This is a genomic window from Glycomyces tarimensis, assembly GCF_054776215.1.
Map to the genome: position 1 here is coordinate 777,056 of NZ_BAAHCB010000005.1, position 22,476 is coordinate 799,531.

The 22,476-nt window shown below is 70.3% G+C and carries 19 protein-coding genes; 14 read left to right on the plus strand and 5 right to left on the minus strand.

Annotation, left to right across the window (positions count from 1 at the left end; translation table 11 throughout):
- Window positions 1–242 precede the first annotated feature (242 nt).
- Genes ilvA through ACYVK3_RS09075 form a run of 5 tightly spaced genes read left to right on the plus strand, consistent with a single transcriptional unit; the run spans window position 243 to window position 3,519 of the window.
- On the plus strand, window positions 243–1,457 hold the full coding sequence (gene ilvA / locus ACYVK3_RS09055) for a threonine ammonia-lyase (protein ID WP_460496939.1): 1,215 nt from the start codon (window positions 243–245) through the stop codon (window positions 1,455–1,457).
- Between the two features lie 3 nt (window positions 1,458–1,460).
- Window positions 1,461–2,150 (plus strand): uracil-DNA glycosylase, encoded by a 690-nt coding sequence (locus ACYVK3_RS09060; protein ID WP_460496940.1) that lies wholly within the window; start codon window positions 1,461–1,463, stop codon window positions 2,148–2,150.
- Window positions 2,151–2,173: 23 nt separating this feature from the next.
- Entirely contained in the window at window positions 2,174–2,386 is a 213-nt protein-coding gene (locus tag ACYVK3_RS09065; RefSeq protein ID WP_460496941.1) for a hypothetical protein, read from the plus strand.
- Window positions 2,387–2,396: 10 nt separating this feature from the next.
- A complete protein-coding gene (locus ACYVK3_RS09070; RefSeq protein ID WP_460496942.1) occupies window positions 2,397–2,678 on the plus strand; it encodes a hypothetical protein in 282 nt (93 codons plus the stop codon).
- A 25-nt stretch (window positions 2,679–2,703) separates the two neighbouring features.
- Window positions 2,704–3,519: an alpha/beta hydrolase gene (locus ACYVK3_RS09075; RefSeq protein ID WP_460496943.1), complete on the plus strand. Its 816-nt coding sequence runs from the start codon at window positions 2,704–2,706 to the stop codon at window positions 3,517–3,519.
- On the opposite strand, the gene ACYVK3_RS09080 is transcribed toward ACYVK3_RS09075, so the two are convergent.
- A complete protein-coding gene (locus ACYVK3_RS09080; protein ID WP_460496944.1) occupies window positions 3,516–4,817 on the minus strand; it encodes a serine/threonine-protein kinase in 1,302 nt (433 codons plus the stop codon). The two genes, ACYVK3_RS09075 and ACYVK3_RS09080, sit on opposite strands and share 4 nt — an antisense overlap.
- A 339-nt stretch (window positions 4,818–5,156) precedes the next feature.
- On the opposite strand from ACYVK3_RS09080, the gene chvE reads away from it, so the two are divergent.
- The 3 genes from chvE (at window position 5,157) to mmsB (ending at window position 9,212) form a co-directional block, all read left to right on the plus strand.
- The gene (gene chvE / locus ACYVK3_RS09085; RefSeq protein WP_460496945.1) at window positions 5,157–6,242 is read left to right on the plus strand and encodes a multiple monosaccharide ABC transporter substrate-binding protein; all 1,086 of its coding nucleotides are present in this window, start codon (window positions 5,157–5,159) and stop codon (window positions 6,240–6,242) included.
- A 109-nt stretch (window positions 6,243–6,351) separates the two neighbouring features.
- Window positions 6,352–7,905 (plus strand): multiple monosaccharide ABC transporter ATP-binding protein, encoded by a 1,554-nt coding sequence (gene mmsA, locus ACYVK3_RS09090; RefSeq protein WP_460496946.1) that lies wholly within the window; start codon window positions 6,352–6,354, stop codon window positions 7,903–7,905.
- Complete coding sequence (gene mmsB / locus ACYVK3_RS09095) at window positions 7,902–9,212, plus strand: multiple monosaccharide ABC transporter permease (protein ID WP_460496947.1); 1,311 nt, start codon at window positions 7,902–7,904, stop codon at window positions 9,210–9,212. The genes mmsA and mmsB overlap by 4 nt, the downstream gene beginning before the upstream one ends.
- A 63-nt stretch (window positions 9,213–9,275) precedes the next feature.
- Here mmsB and ACYVK3_RS09100 read toward each other — a convergent pair whose 3' ends face one another.
- From ACYVK3_RS09100 to mce, 3 genes are all read right to left on the minus strand, one after another.
- Entirely contained in the window at window positions 9,276–11,156 is a 1,881-nt protein-coding gene (locus tag ACYVK3_RS09100; RefSeq protein ID WP_460496948.1) for a DivIVA domain-containing protein, read from the minus strand.
- A 430-nt stretch (window positions 11,157–11,586) separates the two neighbouring features.
- On the minus strand, window positions 11,587–12,798 hold the full coding sequence (locus tag ACYVK3_RS09105) for a coiled-coil domain-containing protein (protein ID WP_460496949.1): 1,212 nt from the start codon (window positions 12,796–12,798) through the stop codon (window positions 11,587–11,589).
- A 186-nt stretch (window positions 12,799–12,984) separates the two neighbouring features.
- Entirely contained in the window at window positions 12,985–13,428 is a 444-nt protein-coding gene (gene mce / locus ACYVK3_RS09110) for a VOC family protein (RefSeq protein ID WP_460496950.1), read from the minus strand.
- A 35-nt stretch (window positions 13,429–13,463) separates the two neighbouring features.
- Here mce and ACYVK3_RS09115 point away from each other — a divergent pair, with 35 nt between their 5' ends.
- Genes ACYVK3_RS09115 through ACYVK3_RS09140 form a run of 6 tightly spaced genes read left to right on the plus strand, consistent with a single transcriptional unit; the run spans window position 13,464 to window position 20,453 of the window.
- On the plus strand, window positions 13,464–14,621 hold the full coding sequence (locus tag ACYVK3_RS09115) for an acetyl-CoA C-acetyltransferase (RefSeq protein WP_460496951.1): 1,158 nt from the start codon (window positions 13,464–13,466) through the stop codon (window positions 14,619–14,621).
- Window positions 14,621–15,541, plus strand: a complete 921-nt coding sequence (gene meaB, locus ACYVK3_RS09120; protein WP_460496952.1) for an ArgK/MeaB family GTPase — start codon at window positions 14,621–14,623, stop codon at window positions 15,539–15,541. Before ACYVK3_RS09115 ends, meaB begins: the two co-directional genes overlap by 1 nt.
- A gap of 42 nt (window positions 15,542–15,583) precedes the next feature.
- Window positions 15,584–18,202 carry a valine--tRNA ligase gene (locus tag ACYVK3_RS09125; protein WP_460496953.1) on the plus strand — a complete coding sequence of 873 codons (2,619 nt, stop codon included), beginning with the start codon at window positions 15,584–15,586 and terminating at the stop codon, window positions 18,200–18,202.
- Between the two features lie 10 nt (window positions 18,203–18,212).
- Window positions 18,213–19,553 (plus strand): bifunctional folylpolyglutamate synthase/dihydrofolate synthase, encoded by a 1,341-nt coding sequence (locus tag ACYVK3_RS09130; RefSeq protein ID WP_460496954.1) that lies wholly within the window; start codon window positions 18,213–18,215, stop codon window positions 19,551–19,553.
- The gene (locus tag ACYVK3_RS09135) at window positions 19,546–19,908 is read left to right on the plus strand and encodes a DUF4233 domain-containing protein (protein ID WP_460496955.1); all 363 of its coding nucleotides are present in this window, start codon (window positions 19,546–19,548) and stop codon (window positions 19,906–19,908) included. The genes ACYVK3_RS09130 and ACYVK3_RS09135 overlap by 8 nt, the downstream gene beginning before the upstream one ends.
- Complete coding sequence (locus ACYVK3_RS09140) at window positions 19,905–20,453, plus strand: GNAT family N-acetyltransferase (RefSeq protein WP_460496956.1); 549 nt, start codon at window positions 19,905–19,907, stop codon at window positions 20,451–20,453. The genes ACYVK3_RS09135 and ACYVK3_RS09140 overlap by 4 nt, the downstream gene beginning before the upstream one ends.
- Here the strand turns inward: ACYVK3_RS09140 and ACYVK3_RS09145 are convergent.
- Window positions 20,405–21,220: a hypothetical protein gene (locus tag ACYVK3_RS09145; RefSeq protein WP_460496957.1), complete on the minus strand. Its 816-nt coding sequence runs from the start codon at window positions 21,218–21,220 to the stop codon at window positions 20,405–20,407. The two genes, ACYVK3_RS09140 and ACYVK3_RS09145, sit on opposite strands and share 49 nt — an antisense overlap.
- Between the last annotated feature and the right edge of the window lie 1,256 nt (window positions 21,221–22,476).

Here is a 22,476-nt window from a genome sequence, read left to right on the forward strand (position 1 = left end):
TTTCCGAGCGTTGTAACCGTTTTCGCAATTCGGGCAGGGTATTCGAAGCATCGTATACGGTATGCGGTTCGCATTGCGGCACAATGGCATCCGGACCGGTCGGGCCCGGTCCCGCGCGGCCGGAGTGCCATTCCTTTGAGTCACAAGAGTAATCGATGCGCGCCGATCGCGCACCGACACATCGGCGCGCCGCCTCGCTCGAGCCGGGCCGCTCAGCGGTCGCGCGAACTACGATCGGAGGCGTGAACGAGCTCGTAACCCTCGCCGACGTCCGCGCGGCGGCCGCCGAACTCGAAGGGACCGTGCGCCGCACGCCCCTCGAGCCCTCCCGCGACCCCGCCCTGTCCAGCGTCTTCCTCAAATGCGAGAACCTGCAGCGCGCCGGCTCGTTCAAGATCCGCGGCGCCTACATGCGCGTCTCCCGGCTCTCGCCCGAGCAGCGTCGGCGCGGCGTCGTCGCCGCCTCCGCCGGCAACCACGCCCAAGGCGTCGCCCTCGCCGCCTCGACGCTCGGCGCCCGCGTCACCGTCTTCATGCCCGAGTCCGCCCCTCTCCCCAAGGTCGCCGCCACCAAGGGCTACGGCGCCGAGGTCATCCTGGGCGGCGCCAGCGTCGACGACGCACTCGAATCGGCGCACCGCTTCGCCGAGGAGACCGGCGCGACGCTCATCCACCCCTTCGACCACCGCGACATCGTCGCCGGCCAGGGCACCATCGCACTGGAGATCCTCGAGCAGTTGCCCGAGACGGCCACCATCGTGGTCTCCGTCGGCGGCGGCGGCCTGATCGCCGGCATCGCCGCCGCCGCAAAGCAACTGCGCCCCGGCATTCGCATCGTCGGCGTCCAGGCCGCGGGCGCCGCCGCCTACCCGGACTCGCTGGAGGCCGGCAAGCCCATGCGCCTCGACAGGATGCAGACCATCGCCGACGGGATCGCCGTCGGCAAGCCCGGCGAGGTGCCCTTCGCGCACGTGGTGGACCTGGTCGACGAGATCGTCACCGTGACCGAAGAGGACATCAGCCGCTCCCTGCTCTCGCTGCTGGAACGCAACAAGCTCGTCGTCGAGCCCGCCGGCGCGACCGCCTACGCAGCCCTGCTCAACCAGTCCGTCGCTCACGAGGAACCGACCGTGGCGGTGATCTCGGGCGGCAACATCGACCCACTGCTGCTCATGCGCCTCATCGAGCACGGCCTCGCCGCCTCGGGCCGCTTCCTGCGCTGCAACCTGCGCTGCGCCGACCGGCCCGGCGCGCTCGCCTCCATCCTCCAGCGCGTGGGCGCCTACGGCGGCAACATCGTCGACGTCTACCACCAGCGCGGCGATCCGCGCCTGCACGTCGGCGAGGTCTCGGTGGACCTCTCGATCGAAACGCGAGGATCCGAACACGCGACCGAAATCGTTGCGGCACTGCGCGACGCGGGATATTTCTTGACGGTCGCTGGTTCTAGCATCTGAGTCATGCAGAAAACCCTTGAAGAACTCGTGGAGCCCGGCTGGGCCAAGGCCCTCGCCCCCGTCGCCGACGACGTCGCGAAGATGGGGCGCTTCCTCCGCCAGGAGGTCGCCGACGGCCACCGCTACCTGCCCGCCGCCGAGCACATTCTGCGCGCCTTCCAGCAGCCGTTCGACGACGTCAAGGTCATCATCGTCGGCCAGGACCCCTACCCCACGCCCGGCCACGCCGTCGGCCTGTCCTTCGCCGTCGCCCCCGAGGTGCGCCCGCTGCCCCGCAGCCTGGTCAACATCTTCAACGAGTACCGCGACGACCTGGGCCACCCCCTCCCCGCCAACGGCGACCTCACCCCCTGGGCCGAACAGGGCGTCCTGCTGCTCAACCGCTCCCTGAGCGTGCGCCCCGGAGAACCGAACTCCCACCAGGGCAAGGGCTGGGAGACCGTCACCGAACAGGCCATCGTCGCCCTCGCCCAGCGCGGCGGCCCCGCCGTGGCCATCCTGTGGGGCGCCAACGCCCGCAACCTCAAGCCCCTGCTCGGCTCCATCCCGTCCATCGAATCGGCGCACCCCTCGCCGCTCAGCGCCCGCCGCGGCTTCTTCGGCTCCAAGCCGTTCAGCCGCGCCAACACGCTGCTCGTCGAACAGGGCGGTGAGCCGGTCGACTGGCGGCTCCCGGCACTGCAGGAGGCCTGAGCCCTGGGGCTACCGTGGTAGACGTGGAGATCCTGGCACAGCAATTCGGACCCGACCGAGAACAGGCCCTGGCGGGGCCGCTCGGCCTGTTCATCACGGTCTTTCTCGTCGTCGTGACGGTCTTCCTCATCAGGGGGATGAACAAGCACGTCCGGCGGTTGAACGAGCGCGTCGCCCGCGAGGCGGCCGCCGCCGAGCCCACCGTCAAGGGCGGCGACGACTCCGGCCGCTCCTAGGGCCCTCCCGATGCCCAGGAAGAACCGCCGCCTGCGCGAGAACGAGCGCGGGCGGCCCAGAGCCGTGGACTCCAGCACCGTCGACGGCCCCGACGGCCGCTTCCAGATGCGCCGCATCACCGGCTCGGCCGCCGACAAGACCTACCGCTGCCCCGGCTGCGACCACGAGATCCGCCCGGGCACCCCCCACGTCGTCGCCTGGGCCGACGGCGGCGACGGCGAGGACCGCCGGCACTGGCACGGCGGCTGCTGGAACGCCCGCGACCGGCGTCGACCGGGTCACTACCGGTAGCAATTCGACACCGGATCGGGCGATAATGCTCGCCATGGCTGTCATCAGATCGGCGAGCATGCTGCACGCCCGCAGGGAACCGATCACCCTCGAGACCGCCGACGGGCTGAAACTCGTCGGAGAGGTCGCCCTGCCCGAGAGCGCCGAACCAGAGGCGACGATCATCTGCGTCCACCCGCTGCCCACCCACGGCGGCATGATGGACTCCCACGTCTTCCGCAAGGCCGCCTGGCGCCTGCCCGCGCTGGCGAACCTGGCGGTGATCCGCTTCAACACGCGCGGCACCGAGTCCCAGCAGGGCACGAGCGAAGGCGCATTCGACAACGGGGTCGGCGAGCGCTACGACGTCGCGGCCGCCGTCGAGTACGCCGAGTTCGCCGAGCTGCCGCGCCCCTGGCTCCTCGGCTGGTCCTTCGGCACCGACCTGACCTTGAAGTACGGGCTGGAGCCGAGCGTGGAAGGCGCGATCCTCATGTCGCCGCCCCTGCGGTACTCGACCGAGGAGGACCTGGCGCGGTGGGCCGAGGACGGCCGTCCGCTCCTCGCGCTCATCCCCGAGAACGACGACTACCTCCGGTACCCCGAGGCGCGGCGGCGTTTCGCCGCCGTTCCGCAGTCCGAGGTGGTCGAGATCGCCGGCGGCGGGCACCTGTGGGTCGGCAAGGCCGAGGAGGCGCTCGATCGGATCGTGGGCCGCATCCTGCCCGAGCGCGGCCCGCTGCCGCGCGAGTGGGACGGCCCGATGGAGCGCGGCGACACCTCGGCGTACGCGAACAAGACCGTGGCGGCCTTCGGAGGGTTCTTGCCCGCCCCGGAGCGTGACGAGGGCGACCGACCCTAGCCGCAGCTGAGGAAGTCGAGGATGCTGTCGGGCAGTGCCGCGTCCGAGCAGTCGGTGACGGCCACCAGGTTCTCGCCCTCGATGCGCCATGCCAGACGCTCGGTCTCGACGGTGCCGCCGCCACCGGTGCCGCCGTCGTAGTCCACCGTGGCCGCGACGAAGTCGTTGCCGGCGCACCAGCTGTCGACGACCTCGCCGTTCTCGACGTGCTCGCTGATTCGCCACCCCAGCGCGGCGGGGTCGGCGCAGACCGACGCGTGCTGCTCGGGGTTCGTCGCCGCGTACGTCGCCAGCGCGGCACCGCCGAGGAGCGCTCCCGTCAGTGCGACGCCGGCGGTGGCGGTGGCGATCTTGCGCAGGCGGGGCCTGAGTCCGACGCGGACGGGCCCGGGCCGGTAGGGGGCGAGTTCGGTGGAGACCGAGACGGTGACCGGCCGCAGTCCGCGGCGCGGCAGGAGCCCGGAGGCGACGGCGCTCGGCTTCGCCCCGAGCGCGTGCGGGCCGCTCAGGTCGAGGCGCGCGAGATGCTCGCGGAGGACGTCGGCGGTGGGGCGGCGGCGGGGGTCGGGGTGCAGGGCGGCGCCGATGACGTCGGTGAGTCGGGTGTCGACGCCGGGGATGTGGGGGACGGGCGCGGCTCGCAGGAGCGGGTCGGCGTCCTCGCGCCCGGAGCGCACCCACGGCAGGCGTCCGCCGAGGGCGGCGAACAGGGCGGTGGCCAGGGCGTACACGTCGCCGGCTGGGCTGGCGGCGACTTCGCCGGCGACGGCGGCGTCGAGGTGCTCGGGGGCGGTGTAGGGGCTCGGCGGCAGGGGCGCGGCCAGGACGGGCGCGGTGACGTCGTAGGCGGTGAGCTGGAGGACGCGGCCGGGGCCGACGAGGATGTGGCCCGGTTGGATGGCGCCGTGGATGAGGCCGGCGCGGTGGTAGACGGCGACGGCGTCGCTGAGCGCGACGCCGAGGGCCCTGACCTGGCCGGGCGGCATCGGTCCGTGCTCGACGAGGAGGTCGGCGAAGGTCCGTCGGGTGGCGCCCACGGCGAGGTAGGGGCGGCCGTTCTCGGTCAGCCCGACCGCGCCGCACGGCGACAGGTGGGGATGGGCGGCGAGGCCGGTGAGCTTCGAGGCCCATTCGAGGAAGACTTCGCGGCGGGAGCCGTTGACGCGCTCGTGCGCGACGGTGACGCACAGCAGGTGCGTGGGGTCAGAGGCGACGGTCCCGCTGAAGACGCTGCATACCGGGTCGCGATGCAGTAAACGGTCGACGGTGGCGGCGCCGACGGTCGTCGTACTGGGCATGTTCACCTCCCTGGCGGAGCTGAGTGGCTGGGTGGCGTGATTTGCCACCAAATGTGAGGCTATCCCATCCAAACGGTCGAGTGGTAGTCGGCCAAGGGGATGTGGCACGAACGGGTGGCCGCTCGGTCACGTCCCGCGGGCCGCGTGCGACCATGATGCCCAATGTGTCCACTGAGGCGCAAGTGTCGCTTTTCGGCTCCTTGGAAGTGCAACGATTCGGACACGAGACCGGCTCGCTGTTGACGCTTGTGGAAAAACGTTGAAGCATCGATGACGTCTTGACCCCAGGGTGATCGCTGTCGCTGAACGGTGACGCCCGGTACGAAGGAGTACTAATACATGAACGTAAACCGACGGCATTTGCTGACCGGTTCTATCGGTGCCGCCGCGGTCGCTCTGACCGCGTCGGCCTGCGCCTCCGAGGACGAAGGCGGCAGCGGCGGTGCCCAGAAGGTCGGCATCGCGATGCCCACCAAGACCTCCGAGCGCTGGATCGCCGACGGAGACAACCTCAAGGCCGCCTTCGAGGCGGAGGGCTACGAGGTCACCCTGCAGTACGCCAACGACGAGGTGGACACGCAGGTCAGCCAGATTGAGACCATGGTGAGCCAGGGCCAGGACGTCCTGGTCATCGCCGCCATCAACAACGAGTCGCTCAACGGCGTCCTGGCTCAGGCCAAGGAGCAGGACACCACGGTCATCGCCTACGACCGCCTCATCCTCAACACCGAGGACGTCGACTACTACGCGACGTTCGACAACTACCAGGTGGGCGTGCTGCAGGGCGGCTACATCGTCAACGCGCTGGACCTTGAGAACGCCGAAGGCCCGTTCAATATCGAGCTGTTCGCCGGTTCGCTGGACGACAACAACACCAGGTACTTCTTCAACGGTGCGATGGACCAGCTCAACCCCTACATCGAAGAGGGCAAGCTGGTCGTCGTGTCCGGCCAGGTGGAACTCGAGCAGGTGGCGACCGAGCGCTGGGACGGGGCGACCGCCCAGGCCCGCATGGACGACATCCTCTCGACCCACTACGGCAGCGAGCAGGTGCACGCGGTCCTGTCGCCGTACGACGGCATCAGCCGCGGCATCATCGCCTCCCTCGAGGGCGCCGGCTACGCCCTCGAAGAGCTGCCGGTCGTGACCGGTCAGGACGCCGAGGTCGAGTCGGTCCAGTACATCATCGACGGCCGCCAGTCCGCGACGGTGTTCAAGGACACGCGCGATCTCGCGGACACCACCGTCGACATGGTCATCGCCGTGGTCAACGGTGACGAGCCCGAGGTCAACGACACTGAGACGTACGACAACGGCGTCAAGGTCGTGCCGGCGATGCTGCTCGAGCCCGTCAGCGTGGACGTCGAGAACTACCAGGAAGTGGTCGTCGACTCCGGCTACATCGAGGCCTCCGAACTGCAGTAGGGTCTGGCCCGACCAGCGCATTACCCTTCGTCGGGGGCGCTCCGCCCACCCGGGGCGCCCCCGCAACCTCTCGTCCAGAGCAGCATAGGCATTCCACATAGGACCATCCATGTCTGAAGACATCCTCCGCATGAAGGGGATCACCAAGCGGTTCCCGGGCGTGCTCGCCCTCGACGGAGTCGACATGCGGGTCAAGCGGGCCACCATCCACGCCCTCGTCGGCGAGAACGGCGCCGGGAAATCGACGCTCATGAAGATCCTGTCGGGCGTCTACGCCCACGGCGACTTCGAAGGCGAGATCGAACTCGAGGGCCGGCCCGCCCGCTTCCGCAACATCCGCGACTCCGAAGACGCCGGCGTCGTCATCATCCACCAAGAGCTCGCGCTCGTGCCCGAACTGTCGATCGCCGAGAACATCTACCTCGGCAACGAGCAGACCCGGCGCGGCGTCATCTCCTGGGACCGGACCAACGGCGAGGCCGCGGGGCTCATGGCCCAGGTCGGCCTCGACGACAACCCGCGCACGCTCGTCGAGAAGATCGGCGTCGGCAAGCAGCAGCTCGTCGAGATCGCCAAGGCCCTGTCCAAGCAGGTCAAGCTCCTGATCCTCGACGAGCCCACCGCCGCGCTCAACGACTCGGACTCCGAGAACCTGCTCGAACTGCTGAAGTCGCTGCGGGAAGAGGGAGTCACCTCCATCCTCATCTCGCACAAGCTCGGCGAGGTCCTCGCCGTGGCCGACGAGATCACCGTCCTGCGCGACGGCCAGACCATCGAGACGCTCGACACCGTGGACGACGGCGTCGACGAGGACCGCCTCATCAAGTCCATGGTCGGCCGCGACCTGGCCCACCTGTTCCCGCCGCACACGCCGCAGATCGGGGAGACCTTCTTCGAGGTCGGAGGATGGACCGTCCACCATCCCGAGCAGCGCGACCGCGTCGTCGTCGCCGACGCCTCGCTCAGCGTCGCGCGCGGTGAGATCGTGGGCCTGGCCGGCCTCATGGGCGCGGGCCGCACCGAGTTCGCCATGAGCATGTTCGGCCGCTCCTGGGGCAGCCACATCACCGGCGACATGACCCTCGACGGCCGCCCGGTCAAGTTCCACAGCGTGGCCGACGCGATCAAGGCCGGCATGGCCTACGCCACCGAGGACCGCAAGCAGTTCGGCCTGCATCTCGACTACGACCTGCGGCAGAACTTCACGCTGCCCGGCCTCGACAAGGTCTCCAAGAACGGCGTCGTCGACCTCCACGAGGTCACCGCCGTCTCCGAGCGGCTGCGGTCGAGCTTCGGGGTGAAGACCCCGTCGGTCTACCAGCTCGCGGGCAACCTCTCGGGCGGCAACCAGCAGAAGGTCGTGCTCGGCAAGTGGGTCTTCACCGAGCCCGAGCTGCTCATCCTCGACGAGCCGACCCGAGGCATCGACGTCGGCGCCAAGTACGAGATCTACGAGCTGATCCACGAACTGGTCGACCAGGGCAAAGGCGTCCTGATGATCTCGTCCGAACTGCCCGAGCTGCTCGGCATGTGCGACCGCATCTACGCCATGAGCGCCGGGCGCATCACCGGTCAGGTCGACCGAGAGAACGCCACACAGGAAGAGCTGATGCGTCTCATGACCCTTGAGACCGCCAGCAGGGGAGAAGAGCAACGCCAATGACCATCAACACCACCGCGGCCCGCCCGACCCTCTGGTCGGCGGTGCGCAACATCAACCTGCGCGCCTACGGCATGATCATCGCCCTGGTGTCGATCATGCTGCTGTTCCAGGTCCTGGACGTCACTCTCCAGAACTCGAACTTCATCACGCCGCTGAACCTCACCAACGTGATCCTGCAGAACTCGTACATCCTGATCCTGGCGATCGGGATGATGCTGGTGATCGTCAACGGGCACATCGACCTGTCGGTCGGCTCCGTGCTCGCCTTCTGCGGCGCGGTCTCGGCGATCGCCCTCTCCGACTGGGGCCTGCCCTGGTACCTCGCGGTGCTCGTCGCCGTCGGCACCGGCGCCCTCATCGGCGTGTGGCAGGGCTTCTGGATCGCGTTCATGCGCATCCCGGCGTTCATCGTGACCCTGGCCGGCATGCTGCTGTTCCGCGGCCTGACGCTCAAGGTCCTCGGCGCCGAGACCATCGGCACCAGCGGCCCCTACAACGACCTCGCCTCCGGTTACAGCATCGCCGGCGTCGACCTGCGGATGCCCACGCTCGTCATCGGCATCGCCGGAGCGGTCCTCTACGTCGCCCTCGAGGCGCGCAGCCGCTCCCGCCAGGTCAAGGCCGGCATCGCCGGCTCGTCCCAGCTGGCCTGGCTGACGAAGGTCGCCGTGCTCGCCGCCGTCATCGTCGTCGCCGCGTTCACCTTCTACTCCTACCGGGGCCTGCCGCTCATCGGCTGGATCCTGCTGGGCCTGGTGCTGCTGTACACCTTCATCACCAACCGCACCGTGTTCGGCCGCCACATCTACGCCGGCGGCGGCAACGAGAAGGCCGCGGCGCTCTCGGGCGTCAAGACCAAGCAGACGACCTTCTGGGTGTTCGTCAACATGGGCGCCCTGGCCGGCCTGGCCGGCGTCATCGTCACCGCCCGTCTCCAGGCGGCCACGCCCGACGCGGGCAACATGTTCGAGCTGCACGCCATCGCCTCGTCGTTCATCGGCGGCGCCTCGATGAGCGGCGGCGTCGGCACCATCATCGGCGCCGTCATCGGCGGTCTGGTCATGGGCGTGATGAACCAGGGCATGCGCGTCCTCGGCGTCGCCACCGACACCGTCCAGGTCGTGCTCGGCCTGGTCGTGCTCGCGGCGGTGCTCTTCGACGTGTGGAACAAGAAGCGCGCCTCCGGACCGATCGTGGGCACCACCCCCGGCGGCTCCGGCGAGGCCAAGCGCCGCGGCAAGGGACCGGACGACTCCGGACCCGTCGGCGACAAGCCGAAGGACAAGGAACCGGTCGGCGTCAAGTAGCCGCCCGGCAGACGAACGGCAGGGCCCGTACCGCTTGCGGTACGGGCCCTGCTTCGCGCTTCGCTAGGACTTGGTCGACGACGAGATCTTCGTCGCGGACTCGTCCTCGACGTCGCCCTGGCCGCCGTCCTCGCTCTGGCCGGCCTGGCCGTCCTGCTGCTTCTGGCCGCCCTTGCGCGGGGCCGTGCGCTTCTTGGCGGGCGCGGCGCTGTTCTCGGCGGGCTTCTTCGATCCGCCGCCCGAACGCGCGTCCTCCAGCAGCTTCTTGGCCTGCGCGCGGGCGGTGGCCAAGATGGCCTCGGAGTCGCGCCGCGCGGTCTGCTTGGCCGACTTCGACAGCTCCTCGGCCCGGCGGCGCGCCGTCTCGGCGCGCTTCTCGGCCTCGGCGACGATCGCCTCCTGATCCGACTTGACCTGCTCGGCCCGCAGCTCGGCCTCCTTGAGGACCCGATCGGCCTCGGCCTGCGCCTCGGCCAGGAGCCGCTCGCGCTCGGAGTCGATCCGCGCCAACTCGGCACGGGCCTTCTCGGCCTCGACCTGCGCCTGCTCGCGGTCGGCCTCGGCCTCGCCGCGCAGCCGCCGCGCCTCGGTGGTGGCCTCTTCGGTCAGCCGCTGGGCCCGCGAGGCGGCCTCGCCGGTGATCTGCTCGGCCTCAGCGGCGGCCTGCTGCCGCATCTGAGCGATCTGGGCCTCGGTCTCCTCGGTGAGCCGGCGCGCATCCGCAGCGGCCTGCTCGCGCTCGGCACGGCCCGACTCCGCCGCCTCCTCGCGCAGGCGCCGCGTCTCGCGCTCGGTCTCCTCGGCGAGCCGCAGCGCGGCGGCCTCGGCCTCCTCGGTGACCTTCCGGGCCCGCTCCTCGGCCCCCGCCGTGAGCTGCTCGGCGCGCTCGGCGGCCTCCTTCGACACGGCCTCGGCCTCGGCGGCGGCCTCCTCGACGCGCCGCTGGGCCTCCTGGCGCACCCGCTTGGCCTCGTCGGCCGCCTCGGTGCGCGTCAGCGTGGCCTGATCGGCCGCCTCGGCGCGGACCCGCGTGGCCTCGTTCTCGGCCTCGGCGCGGACGGTCTGGGCGAACGTCTCGGTCTCCTGCTTGAACTGTTCGAGGTTCTCCAGCGTCTCGTTGCGCAGCCGCTGCATCTCGGTCTCGTTCTCGGCACGTATGCGCTCGGCCTCGGCTTCGGCCTCGGCGACGATCCGCTCGGCCTTCTCGCGGGCCTCGGCGACGGTCTGCTCGGCGGCGAGCGCGGCGTCGTCCTTCATCTGCTGGGCCTCGGCCCGCAACCGCTCCACGTGCGTGACCAGCTGGCGGGTCTGCTCGTCGGCGGCGGCACGCTTGTTCTCGGCGTCCTGCTCCGCCTCCGCGACCAGCGCGGCGGCGCGCTCCTTGGCCTGGTCGACCATGGCCTGAGCCTCGCGGGCGCGCTTGTTGATCTCGGCGTCGATGATCGCGCGCCGGTCGGCTTCGGCCTTCTCCGCGGCAGCGCGGCGCGCCTTCAGCGTCGTCTCGAAGTCCCTGCGGGCCGCCTCGATCTGGGCCTCGGCCTCGCGCAGCTTGTTCTCGGCGTGGCGGTGCATCTCCTCGGTCTCGGAGTGAGCGCCCGCCTTGATCTCGGCGGCCTGCTCCTCGGCGAGCGTGAGCATGTGCTCGATCCGCACGCCCAAGTGCCGGTAGGAGGCCTTGTCGCCGGCGGCGCTGCGCCGGCGCAGCTCCTGGATCTGCGTCTGCAACTGCTGCACCTGGACGACGAGCCGGTCGATCTGCGCGAGCGCCTCGGCGCGTTCGCCGGCCAGCGTGTCCATCTGCAACTGCATCGCGTCGATGAACCGGTCCACCTGCCGCTTGTCGTATCCGCGCAGCGCGGTCTCGAAACCGCGGTCGATGGGACGGCCCTCGTCGAAGCCGGTCAGCAGTTCCGAGTCATCGCTGAGTTTGTTGTCACGCGCCATACGCTCATCCTCACGTAAGCCGCGTCCCGTCACTTCGGCATAAGGGACCGGATGTGGCGGGACGCGGCCGATGCTGTGGTTCCTCCACCGTCGACCTACGCCCAGATAATGCTTATCTGCCGTTGCTTACGACGGTAACGCGGATTCGCCGGGTTTACTTGTCTGCCGCCAAAAAGCCCTGGTGGGGTCACGCGGCGGGCATTCGCTCGTTCGTGCCACCGCTTCCGGGGTAGCCATGATACGACGGCGGTGGTCGTTCAGGGGAGTCCGGGTTGTCGGTGGTGGAGCGCCGAGAAGACCCCGAGTGCCCGGCACGGCGCGAACAACCCCGCCGCGAGGCGGGAGAGGAATCAGCGACCCGCCCGTAGGGCCGCCGCTGAAGCGGCGGCCCAGGCGGGGTTCCCTCCCTGAGCGAAGGGAGGGAAGGACGTCACTTCTCGTCCGTCTTGTCGCCGAAGTCGGCTCCGGGGAAGTTGCCCATCATGCCCGAGAGCGTCTGGGTCATGTTGCGCAGTGTCGCCTGGACCTCGTCGCGCTTCGCGGTGAGTTCGGCGACCTTGTCCTCGGCCTCCTTGGTGACGCGCTCGGCGTCCGACTTGGCGTCCGACAGCAGCCGTTCGGCCTCGGCCTTGGCGTCGGAGACGGCCTTCTGGGCGTCGCGCTTGGCCTTGGTCGTGGTCTCCTCGGCGTAGGAGTCGGCCTCGGAGCGCTTCTCCTCGGCACGCGTCTCGGCGGACTTGGCGCGCTCCTCGGCGTCGCGGGCGCGGTTCTCGGCGTCGGAGACGAGCTTCTGGGTCTCGGCGACGGCGCGGGCGTGGCGCTCGGACTCCTCGCGCTCGGCCTTCTCCTTGCGCTCGGCCAGTTCGAGGTCGAGGGCCTGGAGGTCCTTGTCGCGCTTCTCCTTGGCCTCGGCGAACAGCTTCGCGGCCTCGGCGCGCTTCTCCTCCGCCTCGCGGGCGGCCTTGGCGCGCAGCTGGGTGATCTCGCGGTCGGCGGTGGCGCGCATCGTGGCGACCTCGCGCTCGACGGAGGCCTTCAGCTCGGCCACCTCGTGGCCGGTGGCGGTGCGCAGCTGCTTGGTCTCGCGCTCGGCGTCGGAGCGGAGGGTCTCGCATTCGCGGCGGGCGTTGGTGCGCAGTTCGGCGACCTCGCGCTCGACCTGCGTGCGCAAGGTGGTGGCCTCGCGCTCGGCGTTCTGCTTGAGGCTCTGGGCTTCGGCGCGGGCGGCGTCGGTGATCTCGCGTGATTCGAGGCGGGCTGCCGACAGGATGCCCTCGGTCTCGCGTTTGGCCTCGGCGCGGTGCTCGTTGGCCTGTTCTTCGGCGAGACGGAGGATCTGCTCGACGCGGGTACCGAGTCCAGAGAGGGTCGGGCGGGAGTTCTCCTCGAGCTGCTTCGTCTGCTCCTGCAGGCGCTGCTCGAGTCCCTGGATGCGCTGCTCGGCCTGGCGGAGACGGCGCTGCGCGTCGGTCATCCGCTGTTCGGCCTCGGTGCGCTGCTGCTCGGTCTGCGTCAACCTCGCCAGGTTCTTCTGGATGAATTCATCCACCTGGTGCCTGTCGTAACCCCGCAACTGCACGGGGAATTCCGGCACCGATTGGTCGTTGTCGAAAAAGGTACTGTTGGAGGGCTGCTGCGACATGGCCTAATAGTTGCAGATGCGTCGCGGACTGTCGACAGCAAGGTCAGGGGTTTGCGGGCGTCTGATCAGCAGCCACTCCCGTCGCAAATTGGGCGAATTCCTTGAAACGACGCAGAAGTCAGTCCGCGTTGCGAGCACCGGCCGATTCGCCGTGCCGCGGACGACGTCGGGAATCCGACATCGCTCCTATTGCGCGGCAGGCGCGGCGGGCTCGACGAGCTCGACGAGGACCCCTCCGGCGTCCCTCGGATGGACGAAATTGATGCGGCTGCCGGCCGTGCCCTCCCGGGGCGATTCGTACAGCAGGGAGACGCCCTTCTCGCGCAGCGTGGCGCTCGCGGCCTCGACGTCGGCCACGGTGAACGCGAGCTGCTGGAGGCCCGGTCCCTTCTTGTCGATGAACTTCGCGATCGGCGAGGTCTCGTCGAGCGGCGCGAGCAGCTGCACCTGGGCGCCGCCCTCGGGCCAGGCGACCATCACCTCGACCACCCCTTGCGCCTCGTTGACCTCGCGGTGCACCGCCTCGCCGCCGAGTGTTCCGGCGTACCATTCCAGGGCCTGCTCCAGGTCCGGCACCGCCACGCCCACATGGTCGATGCGCCGCAGTCCGATTCCGTCAGTCAGCGTCATAGGATCGAGGGTAGTCAGACCAACGGAGGTCCACCATGAGTGACAGCACCGTCATCCTCGCCGCCGCCCGCACACCGATCGGGCGGTTCAACGGAGCCCTCGCGGCCGTCCCCGCCACCGACCTGGCCGGGACCGCGATCAGGGCCGCGCTCGAGCGGGCCGGCGTCGGCCCCGACCGAATCGACCAGGTCATCCTCGGGCAGGTCCTGCCCGCCGGATCCGGCCAGAACCCCGCCCGGCAGGCCGCCGTCGCCGCCGGGCTCCCGATGAGCGTGCCGTCGCTGTCGGTCAACAAGGTCTGCCTCTCCGGCATGACCGCGGTCGGCCTGGCCGACCAGCTCCTGCGCGGCGGGGCCGCCGAGGTCATCGTCGCCGGCGGCATGGAGTCCATGAGCCGCGCCCCGCACCTGCTGCCGGGCTCGCGCCGCGGCTTCAAGTACGGCGACGCCGCGCTCATCGACCACCTCTCCTACGACGGCCTCACCGACGCCTACGACGGCATCTCCATGGGCGAGTCGACCGAACGGCACCTGAGCGGCAAGGACATCACCCGCGCTCAGCAAGACGAGTTCGCCGCCTACAGCCACCAGCGCGCCGCCAAGGCCGCCGAGCGCCTCGCCGAGGAGATCACCTCCGTCGAGACCCGCCGCGGCCTGGTCGACGCCGACGAGGGCGTCCGCCCCGAATCGACGCCCGAATCGCTCGGGCGGCTGCGCCCCGCGTTCACCGAGAACGGGACCATCACCGCCGCGACCGCCTCGCAGATCTCCGACGGCGCCGCCGCGCTCGTCCTGGCGCGCAAGTCGGTCGCCGAGGCCAACGGCTGGGCCTACACCGCCGAGATCCTCGCCTACGGCGCCGTCGCGGGCCCGGACAACTCGCTGCTCGACCAGCCCGCGAACGCGATCAACGCCGCGCTCGCCAAGACGGGGCACCGCGCCGCCGACCTCGACGTCATCGAGATGAACGAGGCGTTCGCCGCGGTCGTCCTCGCCTCGGCGGCGTCCCTCGGGGTCGAGCTCGACCGCGTCAACCCCGACGGCGGCGCGATCGCCCTCGGCCACCCGATCGGGGCCTCCGGCGCGCGCCTGGTCCAGACGCTCGCCCGCCAGCTCGACTCCGGGCGGCTCGGCGCGGCCGGGCTGTGCGGCGGCGGCGGCCAGGGCGACGCCGTCATCCTCAAGGGAGCCTGATGCGGGTCAGCGACACCGTGGCCTCGGCCCGGGCGGGCGACCGCCGGGCCGTCGCCCGACTCCTCTCCGCCGTCGAGAACCGCACCCCGGACGCGGTGGAGATCGCCGCCTCGGTGACCGGAGGCGACGCGACCATCGTCGGCGTCACCGGCTCCCCGGGCGTGGGCAAGTCCACGCTCGTCTCGGCGCTGCTGGGCGCCTGGCGCGAGGCCGGCCTGCGCGTCGCGGTCCTGGCGGTCGACCCGTCGAGCCCGTTCAGCGGCGGCGCGATCCTGGGCGACCGGGTCCGCATGGCCGACCACGCGCTCGACGACGGCGTCTACATCCGCTCGGTGGCTACTCGCGGGCACCTCGGCGGGCTCGCCGCGAACACCGGCGCGGCCGTGCGCCTGCTCGAAGGGCTCGGATTCGACGTCGTCCTCGTCGAGACCGTCGGGGTCGGCCAGGCCGAGGTCGAGATCGCGAGCCTGGCGGACACCACGCTGCTGCTGCTCGCCCCCGGCATGGGCGACGGCATCCAGGCCGTCAAGGCCGGGGTCGTGGAGATCGCCGACGTCTACGTCGTCAACAAGGCCGACCGGCCCGGCGCCGACTCGGCCGTACGCGACCTGCGCGCCATGATGTCGCTGGTCAAACGCGATCCCGGCGAGTGGCGACAGCCGATCTGCAAGACCGTCGCCCACACGGGTGAGGGCATCGACGAGCTCGTCGCCGCGATCGGCAAGCACCGCGACTGGCTCTCGGGGGAGGACCGGCTCTCGGCCAAGCGCCGCGAGCGGGCCGCCGCCGAGATCCGCTCGCTCGTCGACGCCGAGCTGCGTCGCCGCTACGAGGTCACCGAACAGCTTGCCGCCGACGTCGCCGAGGGCCGCACCGACGTCGCCGCGGCGGCCAGAAGCGTGCTGGACGACACGGCCTAAACCGCGTCGACGCCCGCTCGCCGCGCTCCTTACACTTGTCGGGTGACCGATGCAGCGAAGAAGCCACCGAGCCGAGAAACCCGCCTGTCGAAGACGTACGCGCCCGTAGACGTAGAGGCGCGACGCTACGCGAAGTGGGTAGCCGACGGTCGCTTCAAGGCTGCCGACGACTCTGATCGCGACCCGTACTGCATCGTGATCCCGCCGCCGAACGTGACCGGCCAGCTCCACTTGGGGCACGCGCTCAACCACACGCTCATCGACGCGATGGTGCGCCGCGAACGCATGCGCGGCAAGGAGGCGCTGTTCCTGCCCGGCACCGACCACGCCGGCATCTCGACCCAGAACGTCGTGGAGCGCCAGCTCGCCGACTCCGAGGGCCTGTCCCGCCACGACCTGGGCCGCGAGGCGTTCGTCGAGCGGGTGTGGGAGTGGAAGGACACCTACCACGAGCGCATCTCCAATCAGATGAAGAAGATCGGCGACGGCGTCGACTGGTCCCGCGAGCGGTTCACGCTCGACGAGGGCCTGTCCCAGGCCGTGCAGACGATCTTCAAGCGCCTCTACGACGACGGGCTCATCTACCGCGCCGAGCGCATCATCAACTGGTGCCCGCGGTGCATGACCGCGCTGTCGGACATCGAGGTGGAGCATCAGGACGACGCGGGCGAGCTCGTGTCGATGCGCTACGGCCAGGGCGAGGAGTCCATCGTGGTCGCCACGACCCGGCTGGAGACGATGCTCGGCGACACCGCCGTGGCCGTCCACCCCGACGACGAGCGCTACCGGCACCTGCTCGGCAAGACCGTCGAGCTGCCCTTCACCGGGCGGCGCATCCCGATCGTCGCCGACGAGCACGTCGACCCCGAATTCGGCACCGGCGCGGTGAAGGTGACCCCCGCACACGACCCGAATGACTTCGCGATCGGGCAGCGCCACGAGCTCGAGTCGATCCTCATCATGGACGAACGCGGCACCGTCACCGCACACGGCCCCTTCCAGGGCCTCGACCGCTTCGAGGCGCGCAGCGCGATCGCCTCGGCGCTGCGCGCCGAGGGCCGCATCGTCGCCGAGAAGCGCCCGTACATGCACGCCGTGGGCCACTGCGACCGCTGCGACACCGTGGTGGAGCCGCGACTGTCGAAGCAGTGGTTCGTCAAGGTCGAACGGCTCGCGAAGCTCGCGGCCGACGCCGTGAGGAACGGCGAGACGAAGATCTATCCGCCGGAGATGGAGAAGCGCTACTTCTCGTGGGTGGACAACCTGCTCGACTGGTGCATCTCCCGCCAGCTGTGGTGGGGCCACCGCATCCCGATCTGGTACGGCCCGGGCGGCGAGCAGGTGTGCGTGGGACCGGGCGAGGAGGCCCCCGAAGGCTACGTCCAGGACCCCGACGTGCTCGACACGTGGTTCTCCTCGGCGCTGTGGCCGTTCTCGACGCTCGGCTGGCCCGAGGCCACGCCCGCGCTGGAGAAGTTCTATCCGACCGCGTCGCTCATCACCGGCCAGGACATCATCTTCTTCTGGGTGGTCCGGATGATGATGTTCGGGACCTACGCGATGGGGCAGGCCCCGTTCTCGGAGGTGTACCTGCACGGGCTCATCCGCGACAAAGAGGGCAAGAAGATGTCGAAGTCCTCGGGCAACGGCATCGACCCGCTCGAGGTGGTCGACACCTACGGCGCCGACGCGCTGCGGTTCATGCTCGCGCGCGACGCCCAGCCCGGCAGCGACAACACCGCCTCCATCGAGCTGGCCGAGATCAGCCGGAACTTCTGCAACAAGCTGTGGAACGGCACCCGCTTCGCCCTCATGAGCGGCGCCACCGTCTCCGGCGATCTGCCCGCCGAGCCGTCCCTGATCGACCGGTGGATCCTCTCGCGGCTGTCGCGCACGGTCGAGGCCGTCGACGGCTTCCTGGAGGACTACGAGTTCGCCAAGGCCATGGACGCGCTCTACCACTTCGCGTGGGACGACGTCTTCGACTGGTACCTGGAGCTGACCAAGCCGGTCCTCGCCGAGGGCGGCGAGGCCGCCGACGCCACGCGCCGCGTCATCGGGCACGTGTTCGACCAGCTGCTGCGCCTGCTGCACCCGGTCGTCCCCTTCGTCACCGAGGAGCTGTGGCTCGAACTGACCGGCGGCGAAGAGCGCGGCGCATCGCTCACCGTGGCCTCCTGGCCCGTCCCGGCCGGATCCGACGACGAGGCCGAGCGCCTCGTCGGCGCCCTCCAGCATCTCGTCGTCGAAGTCCGGCGCTTCCGCGACGGCCAGGGCGTCAAGCCCAGCCAGCGGGTGGCCGCGCGCCTGGACGGGCTCGCAGCGGCCGGCCTGGCCGGCGAAGAGCGGCTCATCCGCAACCTCGTCAAGCTCGACGAGCCCGGCGGCGGCTTCGACCCGACCGCCGAGCTCGCCGTGTCCGACCAGGTCAGCGTCGCGCTCGACACCTCCGGCGCGATCGACGTCGCCGCCGAACGCGCCCGCCTGGAGAAGGCCCTGGCCGCCGCCCGGAAGGAGCTCGACGGCACCACCAAGAAGCTCGGTAACGAGGCGTTCCTCGCGAAGGCCCCCGACGCCGTGGTCGACAAGATCCGCGCCCGCAAGGCGACCGCCGAGGCCGACATCGCGCGCGTCGCCGCCCAACTCGAGCGCCTGTCCTGAGGTGGCGAACATGCACAACGCCGAACTGGCGCAGGTCGAGGCCGCGCTCGAAGCGCGCGGCTTCTCCCGCTGGGACTTCACGCTCGACCGCATCAAGGCCCTGCTCGACCTCATGGGGGACCCGCAGCGCGCCTTCAGGTCGGTGCACATCACCGGCACCAACGGCAAGACCTCGACCACCCGGATGATCGAGCGGCTGCTGCGCGGCCACAACCTGCGCACCGGCATGTTCACCTCGCCGCACCTGGACAACGTCACCGAGCGGATCTGCGTCGACGGCGAGCCGATCGCCCCCGACCGGCTCGCCGCCACCTACTACGAGGTCGCCCCGCTGGCCGACCTGGTCGACGCCCAGTACGAGGAGACGCTTACCTACTTCGAGATGACCGTCGCGCTCGCCATGGGCGCCTTCGCGGACACGCCGATCGACGTCGGCGTCATCGAGGTCGGGCTCGGCGGCGAGACCGACTCTACGAACATCCTCGCGGCCGAGGTCGCCGTCATCAGCCCGATCGCGATCGACCACACCAAATGGCTCGGCGACACGCTCGCCGAGATCGCCACCATGAAGTCCGGCATCGTCCACGAGGGCTCCACGCTCGTCACCTCGACCCAGGAGCGCTCCGCGATGGAGCCCCTGCTGCGCCGCGCCAAGGCCGTCGGCGCCGGACTCGTCGCCGAGGGCCGCGGCTTCGAGGTCACCGCCCGCGAGGTAGCCGTCGGCGGGCAGCTGCTCACCATCGAGACGAAGGCCGCCCGCTACGAGGACCTGTTCCTGCCGCTCCACGGCGAATACCAGGCCCACAACGCCGCGCTCGCGCTCGCCGCGGTCGAGGTGCTCCTCGGCGCGGGCGAGCCCAAGGCCCTCAACGCCGACATCGTCGGCGAGGCCTTCGCGGACTTCACCTCGCCGGGCCGGCTCGAGGTCGTGCGCACCGCGCCGACGATCGTGCTCGACGCCGCCCACAACCCCGCCGGCATGGAGGCCATGACCAAGGCGGTCGGCGAGGAGTTCAACTTCCGCAAGCTCGTGGCCGTGATCGGGATGCTCGCCGACAAGGAGGTCGACCACATGCTCGAGTTGCTCGAGCCGATCGTCGACGAGGTCGTCGTCACCAAGTCCGGCTCCGACCGCGCCATGCCGGCGGCGACGCTCGCAGGCGTCGCCCGCGAGGTCTTCGGGCCCGAGCGGGTCATCGTCCAGCCGCACATGCCCGACGCGCTCGCCCGCGCCATCGAGCTGGCCGAGGAGGCCGACGACGTCTACGAGAGCGGCGGCGGCGTCCTCGTCACCGGTTCGGTGTTCACCGTCGCCGACGCCCGCAAGCTCCTGGTGCGCCGCCGTGTCTGAGCCCTCGCCCGCCTCGGGCCTGCGCGACCCCGAACGCGCCGCCCGCGGCCTGGCCGCGCTCGCCCTGAGCTTCGAGGCGCTCGCGCTGCTGCTCGCGATCGTGCCGATGCGCATGCTCCTCGACAACGCGACAGCCGCGATCACCGCCGTCCTCGTCCTCACCAGTGCGTGCGTCGTACTGGCGGGCATGGCAAGGCGCCCGTGGGTCTGGCCTGCCGGCGCCGTCGTCCAAGCCGCGCTCATCGCCTGCTGGCTCTTCCACTGGTCGCTCGGCGCGGCGGGGCTCGTCTTCGCGGCGGTGTGGGCCTACTGCTGGTACGTCCGCACCCAATTGCGGAAGCCGCCCGAACGATGACCCGCCTGACGACCGAACGCCTCGTCCTGCGCCCTTTCACCGAGGACGACGTCGAGCCCTTCGCCGCGATCAACGCCGACCCCGAGGTCATGCGCTACATCGGCAACGGCGAGCCGCGCGGCATCGAGGAGACACGGGAGGGCGTGCGCAAGTCCATGAGCCGCTGGGAGGAGCAGGGCTGGGGCACGCTCGCCGTCGAGCACGCCGAGAGCGGCGAGTTCCTCGGATTCGCCGCGCTGGCCGTGCCGGAGTTCCTCCCTGAGATCCTGCCGGCCGTCGAGGTCGGCTGGCGGATCGGCCGCCCGCACTGGGGCCGGGGCTACGCGACCGAGGCGGCCCGCGAGGCGATCCGCTTCGCCTTCGAGGAACTCGGCATGGACCGGCTCGTCTCGTGCATCCACGCCGAGAACGCCGCGTCCGTGCGCGTGGCCGAGAAGCTCGCGATGACCCGCGAGCGGGTCACGGTCGTGCCGGTCCTCGAGGTGCCCTGCCACGTCTACGAGGTGTGGGCAACATCGGGCCACCCTGCACCGAGGCAGCGATGAAGCGGTGGCTGGACGGCCGGGGTCGTTAGCCGAAGCTGCCCGTGGTGTGCTCCTGCGGGAGGGCCTGCCGAGTCCGGCAATGGACGCGGGGGCGTCGGCGGGAACGGGCGGGCGTGATGGTCGCCCTGCACTATGGGCAGCGACAAAAGCAAGTGGCGGCTGGGCTGGGGCGGTCTGGCGGCGCGGAGGTAGCCGGTGGTGCCGTGCAGTGCCGTGCCGGGTCGGGTCGGATTGGCGTTGACTTGGAGCCGGGACCTGGGACCTGGGAGCTGGGTGCCGGGAGCTGGGTGCCGGGAGCCGGGTGGTTGGTGTGCCGGTTTGGGGGTCTGGGCATGGGAATGTGCTCGAAGCCGTTGTCGGTTTCGAGCTGGCGACCTATGAGGTGCCTTCCCCGCCACGGCATTCCGCAGCGGGCGGGTTAAGACCGGCGGTGGTCCGTAGTCGGGTGTCGGTGCGGCGCTGACGAGGTCGTGAGATCGCTTCGCCTCGGTCAGTGGTGTCGAAGTCTCGTATTCCCGCCTCTGGCCCTGCCCCGGTTCGGGTGTCGGTGCTGAAGCCGGTTCGGGTTCGGTCTTGCGTTGGGGTGTCGGGGTGGTGAAGCGTGCTCGTGCTTTGGCGCGGGCGGCTTTCGCGGCGGCCATGACCTGCTCGGTCTCGGCCTGCTCAGCAGCCGCTTCGAGGTCGGGTTTCAGGGTCTCGGACCATTCCTCGGGATACAGGCCGGTCGGGAAGGCGTTCGCGATGTCGTCGGTGAAGTCGGCGTCCAAGTCCGTGTCGGTGCGCCAGTCGGCGCAGCCGCATTGGAGGTCGGGGTCGGTGTCCTCGTGCCCGTCGTGGTGGACGATCAACGCCTTGCCCGGTCCGGTTTTGGTGATCGTCCAGCCGGGGGTGTGGACGCGGCCGTGGTGGAACCGGCACAGCAAGATCAGGTTCTCCGCCACCGTCGGGCCACCATTCGCCCAGTGGCGGATGTGGTGAAGCTTCGGTCCACTGCACCGGTGCGAGACAGCCGCTCCAAGCGCACCCGCCCGGCTGCTCGAGTTCCAGCTTCCGCCGCAGGGCGCTGTTGGGGAGCCGGAGTGCGCGGCCGAGTTCGATCGCTTCGCCGGTGCGGTAGTTGAACACGTTGGGGATCACGAGGCCTTCGCAGGCGAGCAGGCGGGCCTTACCCAGAGAGATGGGGTCGCCTTCGAGGGTCGGCACCCGGCCGGTGTCGTCCCCAGCCAACGTTTCGATGTCGACCGACAGGTGCAGGATGGCGGTGTGCCCGTGCCGCTTGACCGCGTTCGGGTCGGCCCCGTGGGCCGCGACCATCTGGTGGAACGCCTCAGCCCGCCGGTTCGCCGCCGGCGGCAGGCACCCGTCGGCGTCGACCTCGTCCTGACGCGGCGGCGGCACCGCTGTCGTCAACAGCTTCGCGAACAGCTTCCCGGTGTCGGCCGACAGCAGCCCGGAGAGGACGAACATGCCGTTCTCAGTCTCCACCAGATCCAGGCGCTGCAACGACTGCTGCCCCAACCCGTCCAACAGCTCCTCACCCGAGTCAAGCGCGGCCTGAAGCTCGTCCAGCTGGGCGTGCACATCCTTCACCGTCGCGTGAATGCAGTACTCGGCGACCAGATGCTCCGGCGTCGGGCAGAGGGTGTCCGCGTCGAACGGGGAAGGGACCGGTTCCTTGTAGGGAGTCCGGGCGTACACGCGGAGGGCTTTGGTGGCGTCCAGGCGGCGCACGGCTGCCGCGACCCGGTCGATCCGCGCCCGAGCCGAAGTCGCCGTCTCGGCCAGGACGGTGAACTTCCCTGCCGTGCGGGCGATCGCCGCCAGATCAGCAGCCGTGCGCAGGTGGAAGTCGAAGGTGGCGACCAGCCACTCCCGCAAGGCCGAGAAGCCATCGCAGTCGCGGTGGATATTCCAGGCCTTCGCCTCGATCACCTCGGACAGGACCCGAGCGTGGAGGGCATTGATGGTGGCTGCTGCGTCATCGAGCGTGGTGTGGATGACCTTGGCGCGCTCGGTCCGCTCG